This is a genomic window from Brachyspira hampsonii (assembly GCF_001746205.1).
Classification (GTDB): domain Bacteria; phylum Spirochaetota; class Brachyspiria; order Brachyspirales; family Brachyspiraceae; genus Brachyspira; species Brachyspira hampsonii_B.
On sequence record NZ_MDCO01000006.1, the window covers coordinates 410,833 to 435,645 of the forward strand.

Consider the following 24,813-nt stretch of genomic DNA (forward strand, 5'->3'; position numbering starts at 1 on the left):
ATTAATCTATACTTTAATATAAAAAAATTATATATTAATAACAAAAAATATAAGAAAATATAATAAAAATCTGAAATATCATAGAATAAACCTAAATATTTTACTATAATAATGTTATAATTTAGAGTTTTTGAGTAAAATTATTTAGGATAAAATAATGGAAATATATTTTGAAGTAATTAGAGTTATTATTCTTTTGGTATCAATAATATTAATAGTAAAATTTGTCAAGTTTATCAAAAAAAAATATAAACAATTTATGGAACCGTCTAATATCTTAAAATTGATAAAGCGCGAGCCAAAATTAATAAAAAATTTTAATTATAATTATGATGTTATGGACTGTATAGCCGAAGATAAAGAGGCATTAAATATTATAAAACAGCACCATGAATTATTAAAATATATAGAAGATTATATTGATGAAGATGAAGAAGATAATCAATATGATTCTGATTATTATACTTCAAATAATAATGAAGAAGATTCCAAAGAAAATATTATTAACAGTATAAAAAATCCTAAAAAATCATATATGGAAACTACTGTCAGCGGATTAATAAAACATAAATTAAAAAACGGAAATATATCATATCAGAAAGAAGTATCTCATAAAGGATTGAATAAATTTCAAGTTGTGAAAGCATCAAGCTGGTATGAACTAGATTTAAAAGTAAAGTCATTAAAAGAACAGTGGGACAGTCAATGGGAAAAATTATATGAAAGAGAATGCCGAAAAAAGAATATAGAAGATGCCTACAGTTATGCTGAAGAATTATCGGAAGAGGCATTTTATATGCAGGAAGAACTTGATAATATATTACTAGGACATCTTCGTATTAGTAAGCTAAAACCAAGCGATTTAAAAGATTCATCAGAATATTCGGAGCCTCAACCGTTATATCCTACATTTGAAAAAGAGCCTTATAAACCAAATATAGATGATAAACAATATAATCCTAAGCCTAGTTTTTTTACGAAATTATCAAAAAAGAAAATGGAAGAGTTTAAAAAATCTAATGATTTGAAGTTTGAAGAAGATTTAAAAGAATATAATATAAAAAAGACTGCTGTAGATTTAAGAAATAAAACAAAAATAGAAGAGTACGATAAAAAATGCGAAGAATGGAAAATAAGGGAAGAAGAGTTTAAGAAAAATCAAGAAGAACATAATAAGGAAATAGATTTATTTTTTAAAAATTATAAATCAGGCAAAAAAGAAGCTGTTGAACAGTATTTTATTATGCTTTTAGAAAAGCTGGAACTTCCTTTTGAATACGGAAAATCTGCCGAAATAGAATATAATTCTGATGAAAAAATGATGATTATAGATATGTTTCTTCCTACCATTGATGATATACCAAAATTAAAAAGCGTAAGCTATATAAAAACAAGAAATGAGTTTAAAGAAACATACTATGCAGAGTCATATATAAGAAATAAATATGACAGTGTTATATATCAAATGGTTCTTCAGACATTGAATTATGTATTTTCAATAGCTAAAGATGATTTAGTAGATTTTGTTGTATTTAATGGTAAAATAAGTACAATAGATAAATCAACAGGAAAAAATATAGAGCCTTATATACTTTCTGTAAGTATAAAAAGAAATGATTTTAATGAAATTAATCTAAAAACAGTTGATCCTAAAACTTGGTTTAAAAGTTCTAAAGGAGTTTCTGCGGCATCATTAGCCAAAGTTGCTCCTGTAGCACCGCTTATTGCAATATCTAGGGAAGACAAAAGATTTATTGAAGGTTATTCAGTTTCAGAAAATATTGATGAAGGCTTTAATCTAGCTTCTATGGATTGGCAGGATTTTGAGAATTTGGTAAGAGAAATATTTGAAAAAGAGTTTAATGTTAATGGCGGAGAAGTAAAAATTACTCAGGCAAGCAGAGACGGAGGAGTTGATGCTGTTGCTTTTGACCAAGACCCTATTAGAGGCGGAAAGATAGTTATTCAGGCTAAAAGATGTAATAATGTTGTAGGAGTTTCAGCTGTAAGAGATTTATACGGCACAGTTTTAAATGAGGGAGCTAATAAAGGAATTTTAGTTACTACATCTAATTACGGAAATGATGCTTATGATTTTGCTAAAGGAAAACCTATAACATTAATGAATGGAGCTAATTTGCTTTATCTTTTAGAAAAACATGGATATAAAGCAAAAATTGATTTAACAAAAAATAAATAATAATATATTTTATATAAATCTTTTATTATTCATATATCTATCATAATAAATATTTTCTATATATTTAATCAATATTATAAATTAAAAAAAACTTCCATAAATCGAAAATGATTCACTTATTAAAAAATAACAAAATTGTATAATTAGCTTATAAAAATGATATGAGGTCATTATGCCTTTAAAAAGCATTTATACAGAAGAAGAACTTATTGAGAAAATCAAAGCTATTGATGAAGAGATAGCAGCAACAGGAAATAAAAGAGGATACACATTCGGAGACGGACAAATTAATCAGTCTGTAACTTATAAAACAGTAGATGATTTAATGAAATTAAGAAAGCAGTATATGGACGAACTAAAAAAAATAAACCCTGATTATGATGCAGTTCAGGCTTATTCTATTAGAAGCAATTTAGGAAATAGGATGGGACATAGATGATTAAAGCAGATGAAGCTAGAAAAATAAATATCACTTTGTGGTATAGACTTGTATTTGCTTTGTATATTCTGCTTTTAAATAGGTATATAAAATTAAATGCTAAAAAAGGAAAGAACACACTTTTATATAATGAATATTTTTTGATGAGAATGTTTTTTATGAAATGGCAGGAAGATAAAATTGATGAAATTGTAAAAGATAAAGGCTATAGAGTTTTTGGTTCTCATAATTTAAAGGGTATTAGCTGGTAATGTTTAAGTTTGTAAAAGATATATCGGAGGCTTTAAATTGTGCTTTCAGTATTAAAGCAGGAAATAATATTAAAGAAATTAAAATAGAAGAAAAAGAAAATATAAATAGTTATTTAAATACTACAGGCTACGGCATAGGATATAGAAGTGTAGGAGCTAAAATAGAATACGGAGTACAGCCTGTAGTTGATGAGTTCTTTGACAGGGTCGTTTTAGTAGGAAGAAGCAGACAGTCTGAATTTGATTCTGTACATTATAAGGCTATGATTTATTGGCTTATGACTTATGTAGTGGGTACAGGATTAAATATTAATGTACTTCCTAATTGGGAAATATTGGGTATAGATGATGCAGATACAAAAAGAAAATATCAGTCAAAAATAGAGCATAGAATAAAATCTATTTTAAGAAGCAAAGAAGCAGATTTTTTAGGCAATTATAATACAGGTCAGTTTTTCAGAGAATTATATAGAAGCTATGTAGTAGACGGCGATGTATTTGTTCAGTTTATTTATGAACATAAAAAAACTGCGAATGATTTTGTATTAAGTCCAGTGAAATTAAGAATTATACCTACAGAATGCATAAGCTATATAAAAGACAGTGCGGAAGGAATAAAGCTAGATAAATATGGCAGAGAGATAGGATATTACATAACAGAAAATAATTATGAAGATACTTCAAGTATTTATAATAAGAAATTAAAAAATAAAGCTGTTTATTATCCCAGATATACAAGTATGGGTCAGATACAAATAATACATTTAGCAAATAGAAACAGACCATTAGATTTAAGAGGGATACCTAGAGGCAGTCATATATTTCATGAACTTGAAAAAATATATCAATCAAATGTAGCAGAATTAGATGCTCAGCTTCTTAATTCGCAGATATTCGGAGTTATAGAAAGAGAATTAGGTACGGAGGATAAAAGCGAATTAAAAGATTTGCCTGCTAGAAAAAATTTTATAGAGTCAACTAAAGAAGTACCAAGCACTGATTCAACTGTAATGAATATGACAAATGTAGTATTAAACCATTTAAATGCAGGAGAAAAATTAGTACAAGCTAATTCAAACCGACCTAATTTAAATATACCTGCTTTTATTGAAAGCATATTAATTCCAGCTTGTTCTTCTATGGGAATACCTGCGGAAGTATTAAAGGGAAGTTTTAATAGTAATTATTCGGCAGCAAGGGCAGCAATAAATCAGATGTGGGAGACTGTAGTACAGGAAAGGACAGATTTTGCTTTGAATGTTGTAAGTCCTTTTTATGAAAGTGTAATAACAGAGCTTGTCTACAGCAGAGATTTAAAATTAAAAGGCTTTTTAGAAAGCAGTGAAAAGAGATTAGCTTGGCTTCAGCATACAGTAACAGGAAGAGCAATACCTACATTAGACCCTACAAAAGAAGTAGAAGCTATGAAAATGTCCGTAGAAAACGGATTTGTTACCAGAGAATATGCAAGCCGTACACTCTATGGTACTAATTTTAGAGATAATGTTCAGGGTATAGCAGATGAAGAAGAACATAGCAGAAGTTTGAATGTAAAACTTGGAGAAAATAATAATAATAAAAGTAATGAAAATAATAATAATGAGGAATTAAATAATGAGTGATTTAGCTATAGAAGAAAAACTTTTATCTCAATATATGAATAATCAGAATATTTACAGTTTAGGAAAAAGTTTTGAGATAAAAAATAATATAGCTTTAATAAGAATATACGGAGCTATTGATCCTTATCCTAGCTGGTTTTCTTCTGCTTCAGTAAACTTATTATTTGAAATAGTAAAGAGTATTAAAAGTGATAAAAATATAAAAGGGGCAGCTTTTATAATAGATTCGCCTGGCGGAGCAGTTTACAGAGCAGCAGAATTATTTAATGCTATTAAAGAGATGGAAATAAAAAAAATTGCTTTTGTTGATAGTTCCTGCTGTTCGCTTGCATATTGGTTAGCAAGTGCCTGCGATAAAATTGTAGCTACTTCTGAAACTGCTTATTTTGGAAGCATAGGTGTTATATCAGGCAGATATTATTCAGATTCGGAAATATATATTACAAATAGAGAAAGCCCTAACAAGTATCATGATTTAAGAGATGATAAAGCAAAAGAATACACTCAAAACAGACTTGATGAAATATATTCAATGTTTAAAAGAGATATACTTTCAAATAGAACTATAAAAAAAGAAGCTATGGACGGCTCTTATTTTTTATCTGGTAAAGCTAAAGAATTAGGGCTTATAGATGAAATTAATTTGAACTGCGATATAGAAAGTTATTTTAATGAGGCAATAACTATTGATGATATTAATAAAGCTGTAGAAAAAGCAATGTCTATATAAGCGAGCCGAGACGCCTAGCGTCAGCTAGGGACTTTTTGTCGACCGAGTAGGCACCCTTACGGGCGGGCGAGCATAGCAATAACTAGCCGTAAAAAAATTGCCTATAGCTAATTTATTAGCTATAGCCTGACAGCAATTTTTTTCGGCGTAATAATAAAGGAGAATAATATGAACGATAAAGAAGAAATATTACAGGCTATACAAGCAAGTATATCTGCTAATATGAAAAATATTAGAGAAGATATACAGAAAAGTAGCGAGGAAGTATCAGCTAAACTTACAGATTTTAATAATCAAATATCTGCTTTAAAGTCAGATTATGATGCTTTGAAAAAAGATGTTGAAGATATGAAGGCAAAAAAGCTGGAAGATGATAAAGCTGATAATTCTGAAAATAGTCAAGATGATGAAGAGAAGCCTTTAAGTCAGGCAGAGTTAAATGAACTTGCTGAAAGAAATACAACTCCTTCATCTCCAGCAACTGTTAATACTAAAGAAAATGCTTTAGGAGATGCTTTAGTTGATTATGCTTTAGAAAATAAAAAATACATAATGAGGGAGGATAAAAATGGCAGACAGTAAATTTTTTACAACACAAAGAAAGCCTAATATAATAGCAGGCGAATATTCTACCGTTTTTCATACTTTAGCAGAGGCATCAAGTGCAGTATATCCTCAAGGCACTGTTTTAGTAATGGACGAAACAACAGGAAAATTAAAAGTATTTTCAAGCGATACAGCAGCAAAAGCTAATTATGACTTGTATATACTTTTAGAAGATGAAGTTACTGCAGATAAAGATAAAAAAGTATCTGTAATAACTAGAGGCACAATTAATGCTGGGGCTTTAGTATTAAACAAGAGCACAGATAAACTTACAACCGCAGTAAATGGCTGTCAAATAGAAGGCTGGCTTAGAAATAAGTTTGAGTTAATACATTTTGAAAACAGAGATAATATTATAAAGTAGTAAATAATGCCAAATAATAAATTTGTAGGTTCTACATTTGAAGGTTTTTCAGCTTTAGGTAAAAAATATGATCAAATAAAAGCAGTACAGAAATTTTCAGCTTACTTTTATAATCTATTTAAAAGAGGCAATATTATAAGAAATAGAAACGGCAACACTGTAGACTTGCCTAGTAAATTAATGGTTCGTGCTATGGGCGATTATTTTCCTAGAGGGGATATACCAGCACCTAAATTGTCTCCTTCTGAACAGATAGCATCATATTCTATTCCTAGTATGAAAGAAGTAAGAATTCTCACAGAAAAAATGGTCAGAGATAGAATGGCAAGTGAAAACTTGTACGATAATCAGGCTCTTGCGGCTGGAATGGTAATAGTTGATTTGATGTCTGAAATGGAAGAATCTATAGCAAGAAGAAATGAACTCTCCGCTATACAAACATTAACAGACGGAGAGGTAACATCAGCAGACGGAAAAAGTATTATCAGTTTTCCTAAAATAGCAACTCATGATGTTACACCTAATAATTTATGGAGTGATTTAGATAATTCAAACCCTATATCTGATTTAGATGATTTATTCACTATTCTTCATAAAGACGGCGGCACTTCAAGTTTTGCTGTATATATGGGAAGCGAGGCTTGGGAATATTTTATAAATAATACTAAAGTAAGAGATACAGTAAAAATATTATCAAGGGGAGAAATACAGCCTTTATTTACTGTAGATGAAGCGGATAAAGAAGGTGTATATACTTGGAGTTCATTTATTACACCTAGAGGTCATAGAGTATCAATAAAAAACTATAATCAGTTATATGATACATTTGATGAAAGCGGAAACAGAAACGGAAGCGAAGAGTTTTTCCCTTCTAAAGATGTACTTATAATGGCTAATGGCTGTCCTTTAACTTTAGGTATAGGTACTCCTGAAGTATTAGAGCCTTATGGCAATGCTCCATATAAGTATATGAGATACGGAGATAATATAGTTACTATAGAAAGCAAAAAAACTCATATAGAGTTAATAATGTGGCATTGTTCTATAACGCTTTTACCTTATATGGATAGATTGGCAACTATAAGAACTGCAGCATAATAAAATTTTATTTAAGGAGAATTAAGTATGGCTAAACAAACTAAAACAGAATTAGAAAATAATGCTGAAAAATATCAAGTAGGCAAAGGAAGTATTACATACAAGCCTAACGGCTATTCATTATCTAAAATAATAACTGTAGGCGAAATAATACCAGATGAAATAATAGAAAATTATAAAAGGCAGAATGTATTAGAAAAACTGCTTGAGAAAGGAACTATTGTTTTATGCGGTGCTGATTTAGAAGAGACAAAGAAAGAGTATGTAAATCCTCCTTCTAATGCTTCGGATATGATGAATGAAATAGCTGATAAAACTTCTCAAAAAACTGAAGAAGTAAAAGAAACTGTTTCAGAAAATAAAGAAGAAGTAAAAGAAAGTAATGTGTAGGAGCTTATACTATGCCTTTTAATGAAGAAGAAAAGAAAAGACCATTATCTTTAAGCGAGATAGCTAATAATGACTTGACTGATATATTTAATAATAATACAGACATTAAGTTTACAGATAAAAGCACTAATAATAAAGAGAATCTTATCATTAAAGGCATAGCAGTAAGAAAAGATACTAATTATAATCCTTTGGAAAATGTAAGTATAGATTTGCCTGAACATAAAATAATGGTTAAAACTGCAGATTTCACATTAAAGCCAAAAAATATAACTGATGTATATTTAGAGTGGAATAATGCTAATGGAGAGACTATTAAAGGAAAAATATTATCAGAGAAAAAAACTGATACTTTGTCTGTTACTACATTTTTAATAGAGCTTGTTATGGAAGATGAAGGAGATTAATTTATGTCGAGTCCTAATTTAGAACTTCCTATGTGGAATATTATAGAAGAGTATTATGTGCGTGTATTAAAAACTTTTTCTGAAAATTATTTAAAAGAAGAAGAGAGACCTATCGTATTAAATGCTGGAAGAAGTAATTATTTTGCTGAACTTTTAAAAAAATATCCTGCGATAATTAATTTGTATATGACAGAAATAGAAAAAGGAAAATTAAATACTAAAACATATAAGCAGGATAAATTATCTTTTTGTATAGATGTATTAACAGCACCTGTAAAAAATACTCATAAAATTAATATAGAAAATCAGGGAGAATTAGCTTATAAAACTTCACAGATTTATACTAATTTTGTAAGGACTTGTCTTTCAGATTTAAATGTCGTAGAGCCTACAGCAGAGGCAGACGGCAAAAAAATATATATAACTTCTAATTTTTATTTTGTAGGAATAGAACAATTAAATATAGAAAATAGTAATTTAGAGTTTGCAGTATCTGCTGCTAGAATGAAATATACAATAGAGTGTCCTTTCTATCCTAGCGATAGTCAGAATTATACAGAATTAAAAGAGATAATAAGTCAAATAAATATAAATTAATTAGGGGGAAAATATGGGATCATTAACAGAAAGTTCAAAAGCAAGTATAGTAGCTATAGAAACAGAAAATAAAGACCCAAATACTTCAATATCAAGCATACCTAGAAAAATGCTTGTTTTGGGAAGTGCGGATACATCTTATTTGGGAGCAAAAGATAAAATTATTTCTATAAGCAAAGCAAAGCAGGCAGAGAGATTTGGAGTAGGTTCACAGCTTCATCAAATGCTTAAAGGTATATTTGACACTTCGCTTAGTTTTGAGGTATATGCTTCTGCTATAAGTGAGGCTGAAGATGCGAGTGAAGCTACTGCAGATATAACAGTAACAGGAACAGCTACAAAAAATGGAACTATATATATTTATATAGGCGGTATTAGAGTGTCTGTAAATGTAAAAACAGGAGAAGATGCTAGTCAAATACATAATAATATGATAACCGCAATATCATCTGTTTTAGATGTTCCTGTTAAAGCTGCAGACGGTACAGATAAAGTTACACTAACTTCTAAATGGAAAGGTAAAACTGCTAATGAGATTACTTTAAGTCAGGGTATCAATGAAGAAGAAACTAATGCTATGCCTGAAGGTATATCTTTAACATTCAGCAGCGAAACATTAGAAGGCGGACTTGGAGATGTATCATTAGAGAAAGTTTTAAGCGAATTTGATTCTACTTATTATACTTCTATAGCAACCGCCTTTACTGATACTGAAAACTTAAATCTTCTTATGGATAGATCTGAAGAATTATTTTCAGCAACAGAAAAAAGAGGCTTTTATGTAGTAGGCGGATATAATGAAAAAGAAAGCGATTATATAAGTTTGGTAGAAAATAGAAATGATAAATATTACTGTGCTTTTTGGGCTGAGCAGAGCATAACACCTAAATATATGATAGCAGCTTTAGCCTGCAGAAGTATAGAAAACTCACTTGCTGAAAGTGTCGCTGTTGCCTTCGGAGGAGCTATAGACGGTATTATAGCTGGAAAAAGTCCTTATAGGAAGTTTGAAGAGATAGATGATATAGTAAGAAAAGGCGGTTCATACAGCGTCTATAATTCTTATGGAGAGGTGCTTTTTAAAGATACTTTCACCACTTATAAAACAGCAGATGACGGTTCAGAAAGCAATGCTTATTCTTTCTTACAGACTATAGGAAAACTTCAGGTTCTTCAGTATGAAATGAATGATGTATTTTCAAAAGCCCCTTATTATAAAGCAGTTTTGGTAAGTGATGAAGCTAGTGTAAGAAGCGATGTAAATGCTGTAAAACCTAAAACAGCAAAAGCAACCCTTACTACTTTAATAAGAGATTGGGAAGGCAAAGGGCTTTTAAATAATGCTACTTCATCAATAGAGAATATCACGGCACAAATAGGAAGTGCGGCTGGAAGGTTAGAAGTAGGCTTTATGGCTTATTTTTCTACTCCGCTTGGTCAGGTTGATATTAAAGTTGATTGGACTTTACAGGTTAATTCATAATAATTAGGAGGTAAAAATGGGTTATACAGTTATAGCAGGCGATGTAAAAGAGTTAATGATAGATAATATACCTTATCCTGTACCTGAAGAAGCAGCATGCAGTATTTTAGCAAATATAGGAACTTCTCCTATAAAAGAAAATGAAATAACAGCATGTATTGCTGATACTTCGGTGCTTAGAGGAAAAAATGTATCTGCTGGTTTTGAAAAATTAAAAGTAATTTTAAGAGATGATTTAGAAAGTCATTTAATAAATATAAGAGATCATGGCTTGAGTGTTGATGTACTTCTTACTGTTGCCAATGGTGATACTTACAGTGGTAAGCTTATGGTAGAAGGAACATTTTCTATAAGTACAGAGGATAGAAGTATAGAACTTTCTATGAAAGGAAACTATTTTACTAAGATGTAATGATACTGTATTAAAAAAGAATTTTTTAAGAGGGTTTTATGAATATAGTTTATGCAGGAGATATAGTTAGTTTTTCTATTGGTAATTATGAAATACCAATAAAGACAGGTACTTCCTGCGAAATTATACCCTCTTTAGGAGCATATACATTAGAAAATAAAACTTATGTATATCCTATTAACTACGGACAAAAAGTATATTCAGTATCTAATATAGTTTCTGCTGGTATAAAAGATATAGAAATAGTATTAACTGACACTATAGAGAGACTTTTAATGATAATGCTTACTGAGAAATTATTTCTGCCTGTAATACTTACTTTACAAGGCGGAAGAACATACAGCGGAGATTTAGCTTTATCAGGCGGACTTAATATTAGTGGTACAGAAAAAACAACATCTATATCATTATATGGCGAATATTTCTGCGGAACTACTGAAGATACGAATACAATAGGCAAATTATTATCTTCTTTAAATAAGGATAATAAAAGCAACAAGAAAATTAATAAATGACAGCAATTTTTCGGCGTAACAATGAATAGTGAACCGACCGAGTAGGTACCCTTTGGGTAGACGCCTAGCGTTAGCTAGGGACTTTTTGTCAACCGAGTAGGCACCCTACGGGTGGGCGAGCATAACAACAATAGCCGTAAAAAAATTGCCTATAGCTAATTTATTAGCTATATCCACGCAAAGCGAGCAATTTTTTTCGGTGTAACAATTAATAGTGAGCCGAAGCCAGCTAGTAACTTTGTTGCTAGCTATTTAAAGGCGTAGGCGAACATAGTAATAATAGGAGTTAATTATGGAATATAAAATGGATAGAAATTATGCTTTGGAGATATTTAATCCTTTATACGAGCATATATATGATTATGAATATGAGGAAGAGAATAATGCTTCTTCTGAAATTATAGAAAATATTATAGAACTTATTATGAAAGAAAGGCTTATCATAGAACAAGATGAAAATAATGATTATGTACTTACATTTAAATTAAAAACACCTTGTAAAATAGGAGCTAACATAAAAGAAGAATTAAAACTTTTTGAACCTACAGGGGATAATTTAACTAAAATGAAATCTTTAAAAGAGGAAGGAGTAAATGTATTTGAAACTAGTATAGATATACTTAAAGCCTGCTCTTCTCAGATAGACCATCTTTTAATAAGACAGATGAAAGCAGGCGATTTAAGAGTTGCTTTTCCTGTTGCTATGCTTTTAGCTGCTTTTTTAACTAAGGATAAAACAAAAAATCCCAGTAAGGAATAAAGTAAATATCAAGGATAATGTAGAAAGAGCAAAAGCATTAATAGCTAAAACTTTTCATCTTAAATTATATGAACTTGATAAACTTACATTAAGGGATTTAAGAAGATATATTAAGATGTCAAATATAATAGCAGAGGAAGAAAAGAAGGCATTGGAAAAGGCTAAAAAATAAGCAGTATATTAAAAGAGGGTTAAGCAAATATGGCGGTGTCAAGCAATGTATTTAATGTAGCAGTAGTATTGTCTTTTATAGACAGATTTACAAGACCTATGACTCGTATGACTTCTGGTATGAGTAAACTTCAGCAGCAGTTATATTATGCAGATAGGTATATGCAGGATGCTTTTGTAAAAGGAACTATAGCCGCTGTTGGTATGACGGCAGCTATTAATAAAATGGTAGATGCATATAAATGTCTTGAAACAGCTAGTGTAAATATGACTACAGCACTTAAAGGCAATATAGAAGCAGCTGATGAACTTATAGAGAAAATAAGAAATATGGCAGAAAACTCACCTCTTACAGCCGAGCCTTTGGTAAACTCTGCTAATATACTTTTAAGCTATGGTGTTCAGAAAGATGATATTATGGACACATTAAAAAGACTTGGAGATTTCTCTAAGGGTAAAGACGATGTACTTGAAAGTTTGGTTATGGGATATGGCAGGATAATTGCAGAAGACAGGGTAACTAGAGAGCATTTAGACAGATTTACTTTTAAAGGCGGAATAGATATGTACGGTGCTTTGGCTAAAGCTATGAATATGGATAAAAAGCAGTTAGCTAAAGAAATGCAGGCTGGAAATGTAAGGGCTGAAAATCTTATAGAAGCAGTACGCATTCTTACAGATCAAGGCGGACAGTTTTATGATGCTATGAATAAACTTAATGATACTTTAGAAGGACAAACTCAGCAGTTTTTAGAAAAATTAGACAGAGTTTTCGGAGCATTCGGCGGAGTATTTGCTCCTTTCTTTAAAGAAGCATTAAAGACTGTAATTAATCCTATGCTTACAGATACCAGAAAAATTATTGAACGGTATTTATCACCCACAAAAATAGAATATATAAATGGAAAAACTAATAAAGGCTTAAAAACTAATGAAGTTACAAAAGTAATATGGGATAGTGAAACAACAGTTAATATATGGACAGCTTTAAAAAAAGTATTGGATGCATTAAAACCTGATTTAACTTTTCTTACACAGGTAATGGAAAACTTAAAAAACGGCACATCATTATTTTATGTATTTGTAGATATATTAGTTTCTTTTATAAACGGCTTGAAAGCAGCTTTTAAAGTGTTTACTGTAATACTTAATGTATTAAGACCATTTAGAAATATAATAGGTTTTTTAGCAGGTGCTTTTGTATTTGTTGCTCCTTTCTTATTTGTATTAACAAAATTAGCTTCATTAACTTTATTTTGGTTTTCCATACTAAAAAATGGAATAGGAACTTTTATAAAATTTAAAAGTTTTTTCTCTAATATGATTTTTTATTTTAAATACGGAATATATAATCTTAAATTGCTAATTCCTCAAATTACAGCATTTTTTACTTCAATAAAAACAGCTGTCGCTGGATTAGCTGGAACGGCTTTAGGTACTGTAGCTATTATAGGAATTATCATTGCTGCTGTTATAGGGCTTTCTTTAATATTTGGGCAGTTATATAAAAGATTTGAATGGTTTAGAAAAATAGCAGACGGCTTTACAGGATTCTTTTATAAAATAGCTGATAAATTAAAGAGTATGGGCGGAATATTTGAATTTTTTGGAAGAAGAATAGAAGATTTTACTAATATATTGAGGGCATTTTTTCAAGGGGATTTATTTAGTTTATTATTATCCATATTAAAAATGGCAGCTGATGCTATTTTAAATGTATTTATATTAATATTAGGCGGTGCTAATTGGTTATTAAATACAATATATAATTTACTTGGAAATTTTGCTCCTGATTGGCTTGGAAGTTTAGCAGAAAAATCTAATTTAATTCTTAATGGACTTAGAGGTGTTTCTGATAATATGCAGAAAATGCTTGATGATAATGCTAAAGCTAAAGGCGAGAACATAAAAGAAAATGCTAAAGTAAATGGAGAAAATACAAGTATCAATATAGAAAATAATAATAATATCACAACCAAAGATCCTGATACAACAGCTGAAACTGAAACATTTTTTTATACAGAAATAAATCCTTTGCCTAATGGTGCTTATTAAAGGCGGTGAATATGTCAATATTAAATGATTATAAAGAATGTAAATTTATAGCCCCAGACAAAAATGAAATGACTTTAATATTAGAAAATACTTCAAATACTTTTAAAAGAAAAGTACAAAGCGGTACGGTTAATAATGTTACTTATGCTCAAGACGAAGGAAAAGATACAACACAAATAACATTAGATGTTGTGTTTTTTGATTATCAGGCTAAAGGTTCTGAAGCACTTGAAATATTGAAAAAGAAAATGGAAAATTATAATGCTGATATAAAAACAAATTATTCTAATTGTTATGAACAAGCATCATACTTTATGGGGCTTGTATCTCAGAAGGCTTCAGATAAAAAACCTGCATATTTACAGCACCCATTATACCCTAATAAATTAAAAGTATGTACAGTTAGCGTTAAAGATAATACTTCTTTAATAAAAGATGTTGGAATGTCTAAGGTAAGCGTAACTTTTATACTTGTAGACAGGTACGGAATACCTCCATCTGGTTCTGTTAATAAAAGTAGTATAGGCGGTCAGTTTTTTAATGTACTTCGTCCTATGCTTGATGCTATTTGTAAACAAGGTACAGAAGAATATGATAGAAAAAAACTTTTAGAATCTACATTATTTAAATTGCCTTCTGAACAAAATAAATAAAGGAGTTTTTTATGGCTGTTTGTCCTTATTGCGGAGGGAAAGGAGGCGGGCTTTGTTCTGCTAATACCAATATGCAGGCTAATATATTAAAAAAAGATATGAATGCTTTTACTTCGGCTCTTGAAAGTGTTATGAATGCGGCAAGAGTAGCTGATGATATTTTTCTTGAAATACAGACAGAAATTAGTCAGACTTTGAATGATTATGTAACAAACCCTCTTTTAGCAATGATGTCTATAAATAGAGTATTAAAAAGACCTGCTGAATTAGCTGTTAATATAACAAATAAAGTCTTAGGATATGTTTCTCTTATAGATACTATAATAAATAATAATGCATATACATATTCACAAAAAGTATTAAAAGAGATGATGCTTAGTTTTGCTGCTATGGATATGTGTGTGTCTGTAACAAGCGGAGATTTTAGAGATAAAAGCGAATCTCTTTATACAGAAAAATTATTATTAGAAACAGAGAAAAAAGTATTAGCAAGTTTTGAAACAATAGAAGGTACAATAGCAGGAACTTATGAAGAGAAATATCTTCAGGGCGAAGAGTATACTATTAATATAGAAGCTAAAAAAGAATTAGTGAAAATGTTTGATATGACTAGGACTTATTTAATAGAAAATATTAATGATCTTCCTACAAAAAGAACATTGACACTAAATAAAGACAGAAACTATATTGATGTATGCTCTGAAGTATATGGAAATATAGAAGAAGAAACACTTGATATGTTTATAAGCGATAATAATATAAAAGGCGAAGAGATTTTTATGCTTAGAAAGGGAAGAAGCATAAATTATTATATTGACTAATATGGCATTACAAAATAAATTAGTATTAATCATAGCAAATAAAACTATAGAATATTTCAAATCTATTGAAGTAAACTTTGATATAAAAGCAATTACATCAAATATTATTATAGAGCTTCCTTACGGAGAAGACTATGAAGATATTTATAAGCCTTTTAAGTTTCAAAGTGTATCGCTTGAATATAATAATAAAACTGTATTTTTAGGTGTTATAGAAAATTGGCAGACTGTTATTAATGAAAATACTTATATTCTTCAAGGCAGGGCTTTAACTTCAGTATTTTGTCATAAGTTTACTAATATTAAAAATTATATTTATAAAGATACAACTATAGGAAATATCTTAAATACTATATCAGGCGAATATAATATAAAAGTAAAACTTCCTTTAGGAGATACTGATAAACTTAATACTATTTATTTTAATCATAATGAAAGTTTTGCTTATCAAATACAAAATCAAATATCAAGAACTTCTATTAAAGGATATGTTCCTCTTTTAAGCTGTGATTTTGAAGGTAATTTAGTTTTTGGAAAAAATATTGAAAAACTCACAGAGGCAAATGAAGTACTCAATTTAGATTATGATTATAATAATATTTATGATGCTAAAATAAATTACAGAGGCAATTTAAGAAAAGCTAAATATACAAGATACGGACAAAATGAAGAGAGTACAAATATTGAGTTTACTATAAGCGATAGTGAAATGAGTAGGCTTAATATAATAGATTCAAGATACTCCATAGGAAAAACTATTGATGAGCTTAGAAATATAGCAAGCAGAGACAGAGCTTATGATATTATGGCTTCTAATCAGATATATATACACTATAAAAGCTGGCTTGATAAAAATAATTCATTAATAGACACAGGGGATATTATCTCTTTGAGAATATCAAAAAAATTAATAGAAGATAGTACAAAGTTTATAATAGAAACATTAAAACTCTATTATTCTAATGAAATAGGTTTTTATTCTATGTTTAAACTTACACCTTATAATACTTTTAATGTAGGTTAAAAAATAATAGGATAATAATATGTTTGCTTCAATAAAATCAATATTAGATAGAATAAAAAAAAGACCATTTGTAAAAACTGAAACTATAGGTAAAGAAGTTATTGAGGCACAGGTTTTACAGCCTTCGGGCTTTACTTCTGTTCCTATTAAAGATAAAAGAGCATTTATTACAAATATTAATACAAATTATAAAGTAATACTCGCTTTTGAAGATTTGATTGATGAAGGACTTAAAGAGGGAGAGGCTTGTATTTATTCTTCTGATGACAGCGGAAATATAAAAGCAAAAATAAAATTATTAAAAGACGGAACTATAGAGCTTGAAGGAGAAAAAATCAAATTAAACGGTGATGCTGAAGGCGGACTTATAAAGATAGAAGAATTAAAAAAAGAGTTAGAAAAAAATAATCAAATATTACAGATAATATTACAAGTATGCTCTATTCCAGTAAATGAAGCAGGAAACGGAAGTGCTTCTGTATTTCAGCAGGCATTAAATGCGGCATTAGAAGGTAAAACTATAGGAAATTTTAATAATATAGAAAATGACAAAGTTTTACATGGATAATCAAATATAACAAAATATTTTTATAATATTAATTCTCATAAATCAAAAATGATTCACTTATTAAAAAATAAGAAGACTGTATAATGACTATATGGATTTTGGAGATATTGTTCTTAAAATTACCGAAGACGGCTCGGATATAGTATTAAGCGGAAATTCCTCAATAGAATTAGACCCTACTCTTAATATGTCATTAATGGTAACTTTATTTTCTAATAAGGAGTGGTTCGGAAACTGTTTGGCTGATGAAGATGATAAAATAGGAAGCGATATAGAGGCAATAAAAGAAGTATCTATAATAGGAAGAAAAAAATTAGAAGATGAAATACAGTCATCGCTTCAATATCTTGTAAATGAAAATAAGGCAAAAGATGTAAATGTTAATGTACAGATAATTGGAGATGGTAAAAAAGAAAATAAAAGATATGACACAAATATAACGATTACAGAGCCTGACGGCACAGAAAAAAATATTTATTGGAAATATGCAGTATGAATCAAATACCTACTATTAAAGAGATAAGAGATAATATTTTATCTGATATTAAAACTAAAATTTATTCAGATAAAGCTGAAAGTATTATGCTTGAAAGAAGTGTATGGTATGTTTTAGCTACTGCTTTTGCTGCTGTATTAAGAAGCTGTTATGAATTTGCTAGATACATAAAAAGACAAATATTTACTTCTACAGCCGATGAAGAAAGTCTTGAGCTTAGAGGTCAGCAGTATGGTATATATAGAAAAAAAGGAGAAAACACAGTACTTTCTGTAAAAGTTACAGGCGATGCTTTTGCTGAAATACCAGAGAACTCACAGCTTATGCATGATGATTATATATATCTTACTAAAAGCAAAACTAAATTAGATATAGCAGGCGAAGGAAAAGCAGAAATAGTTTCTACTATAATAGGAAATGATACTATACTTCCAGTAGGTGAAAGTCTTACATTTATAAGCCCTATATCTAATATTGATTCTAATGCTGTTGTATCGGAAATTATAAAAGAAGGAGAAGATGAAGAAGCTATAGAAACTTTAAGAAACAGAATACAAGTGTTTGAAAGAACAAGACCTCAAGGCGGTGCTGTGCCAGACTTTATACTTTGGACAACTGAAGTAGCTGAAATATCAGGGGCTATGATTTTAAGAGCTACTCAAGATGACAGAGTGGTTACTGTATATCCTATTGCTGATGAAAGTACAGGAAGCAGAATACCAGATGAAAAGAAATTAAAAGAAGTATTGGATTATGTTTCTGATGATGTAAGATGTCCGCCTTGTTTAGTAAGGGTGGAAGCACCTAGAGAATTAATTATTGATGTAACAGTGAGAAACTTATCGCCTTTAAATGAGGCTTCAAAAACTAGACTTGAAAGTGCTTGGGATAATTTTTTGAAAACTAAAAAGCCTAAACAGTATACTAATGATAATGATGTGGATAATTTAATAGATAAAGCAACTTTAATATCTACAGCTTTGCTTAATGATATTAAAACTTTGGATATAGATAGTGTGAGTATAGTAGATGAGCCAAGCATATCTGTGCCTTATATATTAAAAATCGGAGAGCTTGCTAAATTAGGAACTGTAACTTATGTATAAAGACTTTTTCTACAAACTATTTATGTCTTTGCTGCCTGTGGGCAGATTATGGCAGTTTGGTATTAAAATACAAAAAGTTATAAATATACTAGCTAATGAGGTGTCAAAATTAAAAGAATATATTAATGATATTTCTAAGGAGAGTATACCTTATACGGCTTATGATACAATAGAAGAATGGCTTAAACAATACGGACTTAAAAATACAGGTGATCAAAAAGCTAATAAAAATCTAATATATATTTATGCTAATGCGGTTGGCGGAAGCAGTATTTATTATTTAGAGAATATACTTGCTAAAATGTACCCTGATATAGATATTAGTTTTAATGATATAAAAACTAAAGTAACTCTTGACGGAGAGCTTTATACTAAAATAGAGCAGGATGATTTAATAGACTTTGTAGAAAAAATATTTCCTGCTTATATAGTAATCGTTTATTTTATAGATGTAAAGTAGGATTATGGACAGTATTCTGAATGTAATAATGCTATATGCGGAGTGAGTGTATGTAATAATCCTCAAAAAGAACTTCCTATTTTTGATAATAAAAAGACATCTATTGTTGGTCTTATGGTATGTGGTAAAGGAAGAACAGGAAACATCAAAAAAGAAGAAGCAAATAATGAAGTATAAAGGAGTATTATTTATATGAAATTAAATGATCCTACAGTATCTGGTTCAGCAGGGGACGGAACATTTATAGATAAAGATGATAGAAACGGAATAACAGGTACTTTAATAAAACCTAAAGTTTTTAATCAGCTTATTTATGAAACTAATGCTTTAATAAAAGAAGGCGGTTTGATACCAAGCAATAAAGATTTAACACAGATTTATACTGCTATAAGAAATTTATATACTAATGCAGATAATGAATTAAAAAATTATTTAGATAACAAAATAAGTATAGAAAGCAGTAAAATTACTGAAGAGATAAAAGAAAGAAAAGAAGCAGACAGCAATTTACAAAATCAGATAAATACTTCTAATTTAAAAATTAGTCAGGAAATAACAGATAGAAAAAATGCAGACAGTAATTTGCAAAGTCTTATAAATACAGCTAATTCAAAAATCACTCAGGAAATAACTAACAGAAAAAATGCAATAAGTAATGTTGAAAATCAAATAAGGAATATTAATATGATTATAGATGAAACATCATCTTTTATAATAAAAGAAACAATTACAAAGTCAGGTTCAGGTACACAATCTTGGGCATTAACTTGGAGAAGCGATTTAGAATATTTGCAGGTTGGAGGATATATAGGAGGAAAAAATTATTTAGCTTCAGGTTCATTCGGACTTTTTCAAAGTATAAATGATTTAGCTCCTTTTATAGGCTGGGCTGGAAAATATTATTACGGAGGCGATTTTCAAACTACTTTTGCAAATTGGCAGGCTGGACTTTCTAATATTAGATGGTTTCCAATTCTTAATACAAAGCCTATTTTGGCTATGAAAAATGTATCGAATGAAACTATGACAGCGTATTTATATTTTTTGGTAAGAAAGAAATAAAGAAAATAAATAGGAGCTATTAATGAATTTACTTGATAAAAATAGGCTTAATACTGGATTAAACGGCGAATGGCTTAATGATGATGAAGAAAACGGAATACATGGAACTGTTCTTATGGCTGAAGATATGAATAGCTTAGGTACAGAAATAAATAATCTCATTAAAGCTGGAGGAATGACTCCTAATAAAAATGAAAATGATCAGATATTAAAAGTAGTTAAAAACTTAGGCGGAAGCGGTGTATCTTCTTCAGCTTCTAATGTTAGTTATGATAATAGTATAAGCTCCTTAGAACAGAAAAATTATGACTTTCCAACATTTAAATCTGCTATTGATGATTTAACATATATATCTCTTACTGAAAGCTCTGTTATGGGCAAAATAGAAAAAGAAGATGATAATTATTTTCTTAAAGGAAATGTATCTGTAACTTCAAATCAAAATGTTTTGCCTATATCATTAACTATAGATGGTAAAGATAATTATGAAATATTATCTTTTATAGGTCAGTTTTTTAATATAGATTATGGAAATGATATTGAAAATATAAATTGGACAGATGCTTTAGAAAATGAAATAATAGTTAATGGTATAAATAATGGCTGGCAATTTGCATTTCTAAATGGTATCTTAGGTATAAAAAGAAAAGATAATGGAGAACTTCCTGAAAATACATATAGCGTAACACTTAATATAAAAAACAGAGTATTATTAAAACCTGATGAAAATATTATAGCTTGGCAGTATGGAATAAATGATAATATCGTATTAAAAATAGTAAATGAAAATGGAAATACTAAAATTAAAGGCATTACTAATACATATGCTGGTGTACGAAGTGAAGAGACAATATTTTTTACTAATAGTATATTAGAAAATTATATTGATTTTGATATTGAGCATAGAAGCGGTATAACTTCAAGCAGCAGTAAAAATATAATATGGACTTTAAAAAAATCTTCTTCAAATTATATCATTAGTATAAAGTATACTGACAGCAGTCAGATACAGGCAAATGATTTTTTTACTATAGATATTACACCTGATAAAAACTCAAATATTGATTTTACTAAAGGCGATGCGGTTAATGTTCAAAATGCTATAGACAGTTTATCTGAATTAAAACAGAATAAGCTCACCGCAGGCGAGAATATAGTAATAGAAAAACAAGGTGAAAGTACAATTATAAAATCATTAGGCGGAGGTGAAGCTGAAAATATAGGGTTTGATAATACCAACACACAGTTAGAGCAGTTAGCAGGTTATGATTTTCCTAAATACAAAAAAACTATTCCAAATACTATTAATTTAGTTTTAATAACTGGTGAAGGCAATATACCAACAACTATAACAAAACAGTCTGACGGCAGTTATAGATTAAATCTTTCAGCTCAGACTTATCAAAGTACAATAATGCAATTTATAATAATACACCGGATAAAAACGCCGCATTAGACCCTATTTATAGTGAAGTTACTAATGTACAGCAGGCTATAGAAACTATAGTTAATGACAAAATACCTGATATTTATGATTACAGCGGGGCAGAAACTCTCACTAATAAAATAGCTATAGTTAATGGTGTAAGAAAACAAGTTTATAGAAAAATATTTTTAAAAGAAAATGAATTTATACAGGATCAAACATATCATCAAGTTAATTTTATATATCCAACTAATTGTCATGTTCTAGATGCTAGAGCTAATATAAGATATATAGCTAATTCTAATTCTGCTTGGCATAATACTAATATGTCAGATTCAGGATATAATAAAGCATACATAAGGACTGTATGGAACGAAAATGGTATCATGGGGGTAGGTTATGCCATCAATCCTGAATTAGTCAATCAATACAACTATATAGAATTAATAATAGAATACTATTATCAATAGGAGAGAGTAATGATACTAAAAGAAATAAACGGAAAATCTATAGAACATTTTTATTTAGAAAAAGACGGTATAACTTATACAGAAAAAACTCCGGAAATGAAATTAAAGGACGGTTTAATAACTACTGAGGAATATAACATTATTATAAATGAAAAAAGACAAACTCTTTATAAAAATAAAACTGATAAGCAAGTAATGGAGCTTACACGTTTATTTTTAAATAGAAATATAAATAATATGAAGATGCAGTTCTTTTAGTTTTATCTGTTGTTTTAACTGCCCACCCAAGATTTTTTTAAATGTAGTGCATATTCACAGCACGAGGAGTAAAATAATAAATATTAATAAATTAACATTCATATTTTTTTAATGAAAAACAATAAATTAACCGTGCGTTAAATAACATTCTCAACCTAATAAAAACTTGGGCGGGTACTAAAAATTCTAATTTATTTAGGTATGATAGAAACTAAAGGTTTGGTATCAGCAATAGAGGCAGCCGATGCTATGGTAAAAGCAGCTAATGTTAATTTAGTAGGAAAAACATTAATCGGAGGCGGACTAGTAACTGTTATGGTAAGAGGCGATGTAGGAGCAGTAAAGGCAGCAACAGATGCCGGAGCAGCAGCAGCGGCTAAAGTAGGAGAATTAATAAGTGTTCATGTAATACCAAGACCTCATGAAGAAGTTGAAAGTATTATAAAATAAATAATTATTGGAGGTAAACAATATGGCAAGTTCTATGGCTTTAGGTATGATAGAAACTAAAGGTTTGGTATCAGCAATAGAGGCAGCCGATGCTATGGTAAAAGCAGCTAATGTTAATTTAGTAGGAAAAACATTAGTAGGCGGAGGTTTAGTAACAATTATGGTAAGGGGTGATGTAGGAGCAGTAAAGGCAGCAACAGATGCCGGAGCAGCAGCAGCGGCTAAAGTAGGAGAATTAATAAGCGTTCATGTAATACCAAGACCTCATGAAGAAGTTGAAAGTATTATAAAATAAAAGAAGCTCCTCATCTGTATACTCTTTCATCTCTAATTCAGATTCTTCTTCGGAGGGAGCAGCTTCTTCTTCATCAATAGATTCTTCTATGTTTTCTAATTCTTCTAAAGCAGATAAACCTTCATCAATTAATTCTTTTTCTGTACTTTCTGATTCTTCCAAAGATGATTGTGATTCAATATTTTTTTTAGGCTCTTCAGCAACTTCGTTTCCTGATGTTTCTTCTTCTAATATATTATCAGAATCAATTAATATTCAAAGAAGAGGCTATTGCTGTTGTGATAATTTTGCTTGGGCTTAATGCTGTTAGTTTCGGCTCTGATTTGAGAGGTTTTTTAAAGATATTAAAAGGCGTAAAAGAAGAAAAAAAGGAATCAAATGACAATTAGAGAATGTATGCTTTTTATTTATAATAAGAAAGAAAGTATTACTGATGAGAAAGAGTTAGATTTTTTAGACAGTGTTTTTACTTATTTAGTTGATTATTATGATCATTCAAAAGAAAGTAAAAAAGAAGTTATTACTCAGTCTGAAATAGATGCTGTAATTGAAGGACTTGATGAAGAAATATTAAATAAAATTAAGGACAAAAAAATGATAAAAACTCTTGATGAAGCTATAACTTTTTACAAGAAAAAATATGAGCTATTAAAGAACTATGATAATTTAAAATCTGAAGAATATAGAGAGTTAGCTGATTGGCTTATAGATTATAAAAGATTAAAATAAAAAGAAAAAGCTGAAAATGATTTCTTTTCTCATCTTAAAGAAGCATTAGATATAAATGATGAGGAGGCTCTTTCTGATAAAGCTGTTATGAATATATTAAATGATGAAGAACTAACAGAAGAAACCCAAAAAGAAATTAATAGTATATTAGAAAAAAGAAATCAAAATCATAATCGTTATGATATGATTTATGATCATTATACAAAAAATCAAGCAGATAAAAATATAAATGAAAAAGAAATAGAAACATTAAAAGAGGGGTTATGTCAGTAGCTATAGCTTTTATATTAAACTTTATTAAAAATAAGTTGTTAGATTTTTTGAAGTCTAAATATTTCTATATATTTTTAGCTGTAAGTATTGTTATAGCAATTATAGTCTTTACTATTTTTCAATTAAAAAGCAAAGACAAAAAGATAAAAGATTTAGAGAACAAACTCTACACTACAAAACTTGAATTGTCGAATATGGTCATTCAAAAAAACATTGCCTTTCAGTCTAATAGTCAATATATAAAAGAGATATACACAAACAGCAGTGAGGCAATAGAAAAACTTACTGAAGATAAAAAATATAATTCTAATGAGATTATGACATTAGATAAAATAATTAAAGACTACAATAACGCACGCTCTCCGCCGAGATAAAAAAGTTTTGTTGTTTTTATCTAAAAAAATCAATGATAATAATTTTATTATTTTTTGGAGTGTGTATGAATAGGATTAGAGATGAAACAAAATTATTTAACTAAAAAACAAATAACAAAAATTAAGAAAAAAGCTAGAAAATATAAAAAGCTGAAGGAAACTAAATAATGCTTAAATTAATATTAATTAGTTATAAAAATCTTTATAGGTATATTCTCAAATATATTAAATTATTAAAAGAAGATACT

35 protein-coding genes are annotated in these 24,813 nt (G+C 29.2%); 34 read left to right on the top strand and 1 reads right to left on the bottom strand.

The features are described 5' to 3' along the window. Positions 1-157 precede the first annotated feature (157 nt). The 30 genes from BFL38_RS04995 to BFL38_RS05130 all read left to right on the top strand — a co-directional run bounded on the left by BFL38_RS04995 (position 158) and on the right by BFL38_RS05130 (position 23,189). Positions 158-2,200 (top strand): restriction endonuclease, encoded by a 2,043-nt coding sequence (locus tag BFL38_RS04995; RefSeq protein WP_083249380.1) that lies wholly within the window; start codon positions 158-160, stop codon positions 2,198-2,200. Between the two features lie 172 nt (positions 2,201-2,372). Further along, positions 2,373-2,639: a hypothetical protein gene (locus tag BFL38_RS05000; RefSeq protein ID WP_069726016.1), complete on the top strand. Its 267-nt coding sequence runs from the start codon at positions 2,373-2,375 to the stop codon at positions 2,637-2,639. Next, entirely contained in the window at positions 2,636-2,890 is a 255-nt protein-coding gene (locus BFL38_RS05005) for a hypothetical protein (protein ID WP_069726017.1), read from the top strand. The genes BFL38_RS05000 and BFL38_RS05005 overlap by 4 nt, the downstream gene beginning before the upstream one ends. After that, entirely contained in the window at positions 2,890-4,512 is a 1,623-nt protein-coding gene (locus tag BFL38_RS05010) for a phage portal protein (RefSeq protein ID WP_069726018.1), read from the top strand. The genes BFL38_RS05005 and BFL38_RS05010 overlap by 1 nt, the downstream gene beginning before the upstream one ends. Continuing rightward, positions 4,505-5,242 (top strand): S49 family peptidase, encoded by a 738-nt coding sequence (locus BFL38_RS05015; protein ID WP_069726019.1) that lies wholly within the window; start codon positions 4,505-4,507, stop codon positions 5,240-5,242. The genes BFL38_RS05010 and BFL38_RS05015 overlap by 8 nt, the downstream gene beginning before the upstream one ends. Before the next feature lie 168 nt (positions 5,243-5,410). Then, complete coding sequence (locus BFL38_RS05020) at positions 5,411-5,824, top strand: hypothetical protein (protein WP_069726020.1); 414 nt, start codon at positions 5,411-5,413, stop codon at positions 5,822-5,824. Beyond that, on the top strand, positions 5,811-6,212 hold the full coding sequence (locus BFL38_RS05025) for a head decoration protein (RefSeq protein WP_069726021.1): 402 nt from the start codon (positions 5,811-5,813) through the stop codon (positions 6,210-6,212). The genes BFL38_RS05020 and BFL38_RS05025 overlap by 14 nt, the downstream gene beginning before the upstream one ends. Positions 6,213-6,218: 6 nt before the next feature. Then, entirely contained in the window at positions 6,219-7,310 is a 1,092-nt protein-coding gene (locus BFL38_RS05030; RefSeq protein ID WP_069726022.1) for a major capsid protein, read from the top strand. Positions 7,311-7,337: 27 nt separating this feature from the next. Further along, positions 7,338-7,700: a hypothetical protein gene (locus tag BFL38_RS05035; protein ID WP_069726023.1), complete on the top strand. Its 363-nt coding sequence runs from the start codon at positions 7,338-7,340 to the stop codon at positions 7,698-7,700. Positions 7,701-7,711: 11 nt separating this feature from the next. Beyond that, on the top strand, positions 7,712-8,107 hold the full coding sequence (locus tag BFL38_RS05040) for a hypothetical protein (protein ID WP_069726024.1): 396 nt from the start codon (positions 7,712-7,714) through the stop codon (positions 8,105-8,107). A 3-nt stretch (positions 8,108-8,110) separates the two neighbouring features. Then, the gene (locus tag BFL38_RS05045; RefSeq protein WP_069726025.1) at positions 8,111-8,704 is read left to right on the top strand and encodes a hypothetical protein; all 594 of its coding nucleotides are present in this window, start codon (positions 8,111-8,113) and stop codon (positions 8,702-8,704) included. A gap of 13 nt (positions 8,705-8,717) precedes the next feature. Beyond that, positions 8,718-10,187 (top strand): hypothetical protein, encoded by a 1,470-nt coding sequence (locus BFL38_RS05050; protein WP_069726026.1) that lies wholly within the window; start codon positions 8,718-8,720, stop codon positions 10,185-10,187. Positions 10,188-10,203: 16 nt separating this feature from the next. Further along, positions 10,204-10,599: a hypothetical protein gene (locus BFL38_RS05055; protein WP_069726027.1), complete on the top strand. Its 396-nt coding sequence runs from the start codon at positions 10,204-10,206 to the stop codon at positions 10,597-10,599. A gap of 38 nt (positions 10,600-10,637) precedes the next feature. Next, on the top strand, positions 10,638-11,114 hold the full coding sequence (locus tag BFL38_RS05060) for a hypothetical protein (protein ID WP_069726028.1): 477 nt from the start codon (positions 10,638-10,640) through the stop codon (positions 11,112-11,114). A gap of 292 nt (positions 11,115-11,406) precedes the next feature. Beyond that, the gene (locus tag BFL38_RS05065) at positions 11,407-11,874 is read left to right on the top strand and encodes a hypothetical protein (RefSeq protein WP_069726029.1); all 468 of its coding nucleotides are present in this window, start codon (positions 11,407-11,409) and stop codon (positions 11,872-11,874) included. 201 nt (positions 11,875-12,075) lie between these two features. Next, positions 12,076-14,100: a tape measure protein gene (locus BFL38_RS05070; RefSeq protein ID WP_069726030.1), complete on the top strand. Its 2,025-nt coding sequence runs from the start codon at positions 12,076-12,078 to the stop codon at positions 14,098-14,100. An 11-nt stretch (positions 14,101-14,111) separates the two neighbouring features. After that, positions 14,112-14,753: a hypothetical protein gene (locus BFL38_RS05075; protein WP_069726031.1), complete on the top strand. Its 642-nt coding sequence runs from the start codon at positions 14,112-14,114 to the stop codon at positions 14,751-14,753. A gap of 11 nt (positions 14,754-14,764) precedes the next feature. Further along, a complete protein-coding gene (locus BFL38_RS05080; protein ID WP_069726032.1) occupies positions 14,765-15,574 on the top strand; it encodes a hypothetical protein in 810 nt (269 codons plus the stop codon). Then, complete coding sequence (locus tag BFL38_RS05085) at positions 15,567-16,598, top strand: hypothetical protein (RefSeq protein ID WP_142950325.1); 1,032 nt, start codon at positions 15,567-15,569, stop codon at positions 16,596-16,598. Before BFL38_RS05080 ends, BFL38_RS05085 begins: the two co-directional genes overlap by 8 nt. A gap of 19 nt (positions 16,599-16,617) precedes the next feature. Further along, positions 16,618-17,166, top strand: a complete 549-nt coding sequence (locus BFL38_RS15125; RefSeq protein ID WP_069726034.1) for a hypothetical protein — start codon at positions 16,618-16,620, stop codon at positions 17,164-17,166. 91 nt (positions 17,167-17,257) lie between these two features. After that, positions 17,258-17,662, top strand: a complete 405-nt coding sequence (locus BFL38_RS05095; RefSeq protein ID WP_069726035.1) for a phage GP46 family protein — start codon at positions 17,258-17,260, stop codon at positions 17,660-17,662. Next, positions 17,659-18,768: a baseplate J/gp47 family protein gene (locus tag BFL38_RS05100; protein ID WP_069726036.1), complete on the top strand. Its 1,110-nt coding sequence runs from the start codon at positions 17,659-17,661 to the stop codon at positions 18,766-18,768. Before BFL38_RS05095 ends, BFL38_RS05100 begins: the two co-directional genes overlap by 4 nt. After that, positions 18,761-19,228, top strand: coding sequence for a DUF2313 domain-containing protein (locus BFL38_RS05105; RefSeq protein WP_069726037.1), 468 nt, complete (start codon positions 18,761-18,763; stop codon positions 19,226-19,228). Before BFL38_RS05100 ends, BFL38_RS05105 begins: the two co-directional genes overlap by 8 nt. A 42-nt stretch (positions 19,229-19,270) precedes the next feature. Continuing rightward, positions 19,271-19,405: a hypothetical protein gene (locus BFL38_RS15425; RefSeq protein ID WP_256097201.1), complete on the top strand. Its 135-nt coding sequence runs from the start codon at positions 19,271-19,273 to the stop codon at positions 19,403-19,405. A 15-nt stretch (positions 19,406-19,420) separates the two neighbouring features. Beyond that, positions 19,421-20,290: a gp58-like family protein gene (locus tag BFL38_RS15430; protein ID WP_256097202.1), complete on the top strand. Its 870-nt coding sequence runs from the start codon at positions 19,421-19,423 to the stop codon at positions 20,288-20,290. 22 nt (positions 20,291-20,312) lie between these two features. Further along, entirely contained in the window at positions 20,313-21,746 is a 1,434-nt protein-coding gene (locus tag BFL38_RS05115; protein ID WP_069726038.1) for a hypothetical protein, read from the top strand. A 296-nt stretch (positions 21,747-22,042) separates the two neighbouring features. Then, positions 22,043-22,186, top strand: a complete 144-nt coding sequence (locus BFL38_RS15130; RefSeq protein WP_176720547.1) for a hypothetical protein — start codon at positions 22,043-22,045, stop codon at positions 22,184-22,186. A 9-nt stretch (positions 22,187-22,195) separates the two neighbouring features. Next, positions 22,196-22,444, top strand: coding sequence for a hypothetical protein (locus tag BFL38_RS05120; protein WP_069726039.1), 249 nt, complete (start codon positions 22,196-22,198; stop codon positions 22,442-22,444). A gap of 201 nt (positions 22,445-22,645) precedes the next feature. Next, positions 22,646-22,894: a BMC domain-containing protein gene (locus BFL38_RS05125; RefSeq protein ID WP_069726040.1), complete on the top strand. Its 249-nt coding sequence runs from the start codon at positions 22,646-22,648 to the stop codon at positions 22,892-22,894. Between the two features lie 22 nt (positions 22,895-22,916). Next, positions 22,917-23,189, top strand: a complete 273-nt coding sequence (locus tag BFL38_RS05130) for a BMC domain-containing protein (RefSeq protein ID WP_008725485.1) — start codon at positions 22,917-22,919, stop codon at positions 23,187-23,189. On the opposite strand, the gene BFL38_RS14900 is transcribed toward BFL38_RS05130, so the two are convergent. Further along, on the bottom strand, positions 23,130-23,351 hold the full coding sequence (locus tag BFL38_RS14900; RefSeq protein WP_142950326.1) for a hypothetical protein: 222 nt from the start codon (positions 23,349-23,351) through the stop codon (positions 23,130-23,132). The genes BFL38_RS05130 and BFL38_RS14900 overlap by 60 nt on opposite strands. A 53-nt stretch (positions 23,352-23,404) precedes the next feature. Between BFL38_RS14900 and BFL38_RS15135 the strand changes: the two genes are divergently transcribed. The 4 genes from BFL38_RS15135 (at position 23,405) to BFL38_RS05150 (ending at position 24,565) form a co-directional block, all read left to right on the top strand. Beyond that, entirely contained in the window at positions 23,405-23,578 is a 174-nt protein-coding gene (locus BFL38_RS15135; RefSeq protein ID WP_176720548.1) for a hypothetical protein, read from the top strand. After that, entirely contained in the window at positions 23,568-23,918 is a 351-nt protein-coding gene (locus tag BFL38_RS05140; RefSeq protein WP_069726041.1) for a hypothetical protein, read from the top strand. The genes BFL38_RS15135 and BFL38_RS05140 overlap by 11 nt, the downstream gene beginning before the upstream one ends. Positions 23,919-24,005: 87 nt before the next feature. Continuing rightward, on the top strand, positions 24,006-24,191 hold the full coding sequence (locus tag BFL38_RS05145) for a hypothetical protein (RefSeq protein ID WP_069726042.1): 186 nt from the start codon (positions 24,006-24,008) through the stop codon (positions 24,189-24,191). After that, positions 24,182-24,565 carry a hypothetical protein gene (locus tag BFL38_RS05150; RefSeq protein ID WP_083249382.1) on the top strand — a complete coding sequence of 128 codons (384 nt, stop codon included), beginning with the start codon at positions 24,182-24,184 and terminating at the stop codon, positions 24,563-24,565. Before BFL38_RS05145 ends, BFL38_RS05150 begins: the two co-directional genes overlap by 10 nt. Positions 24,566-24,813 lie beyond the last annotated feature (248 nt).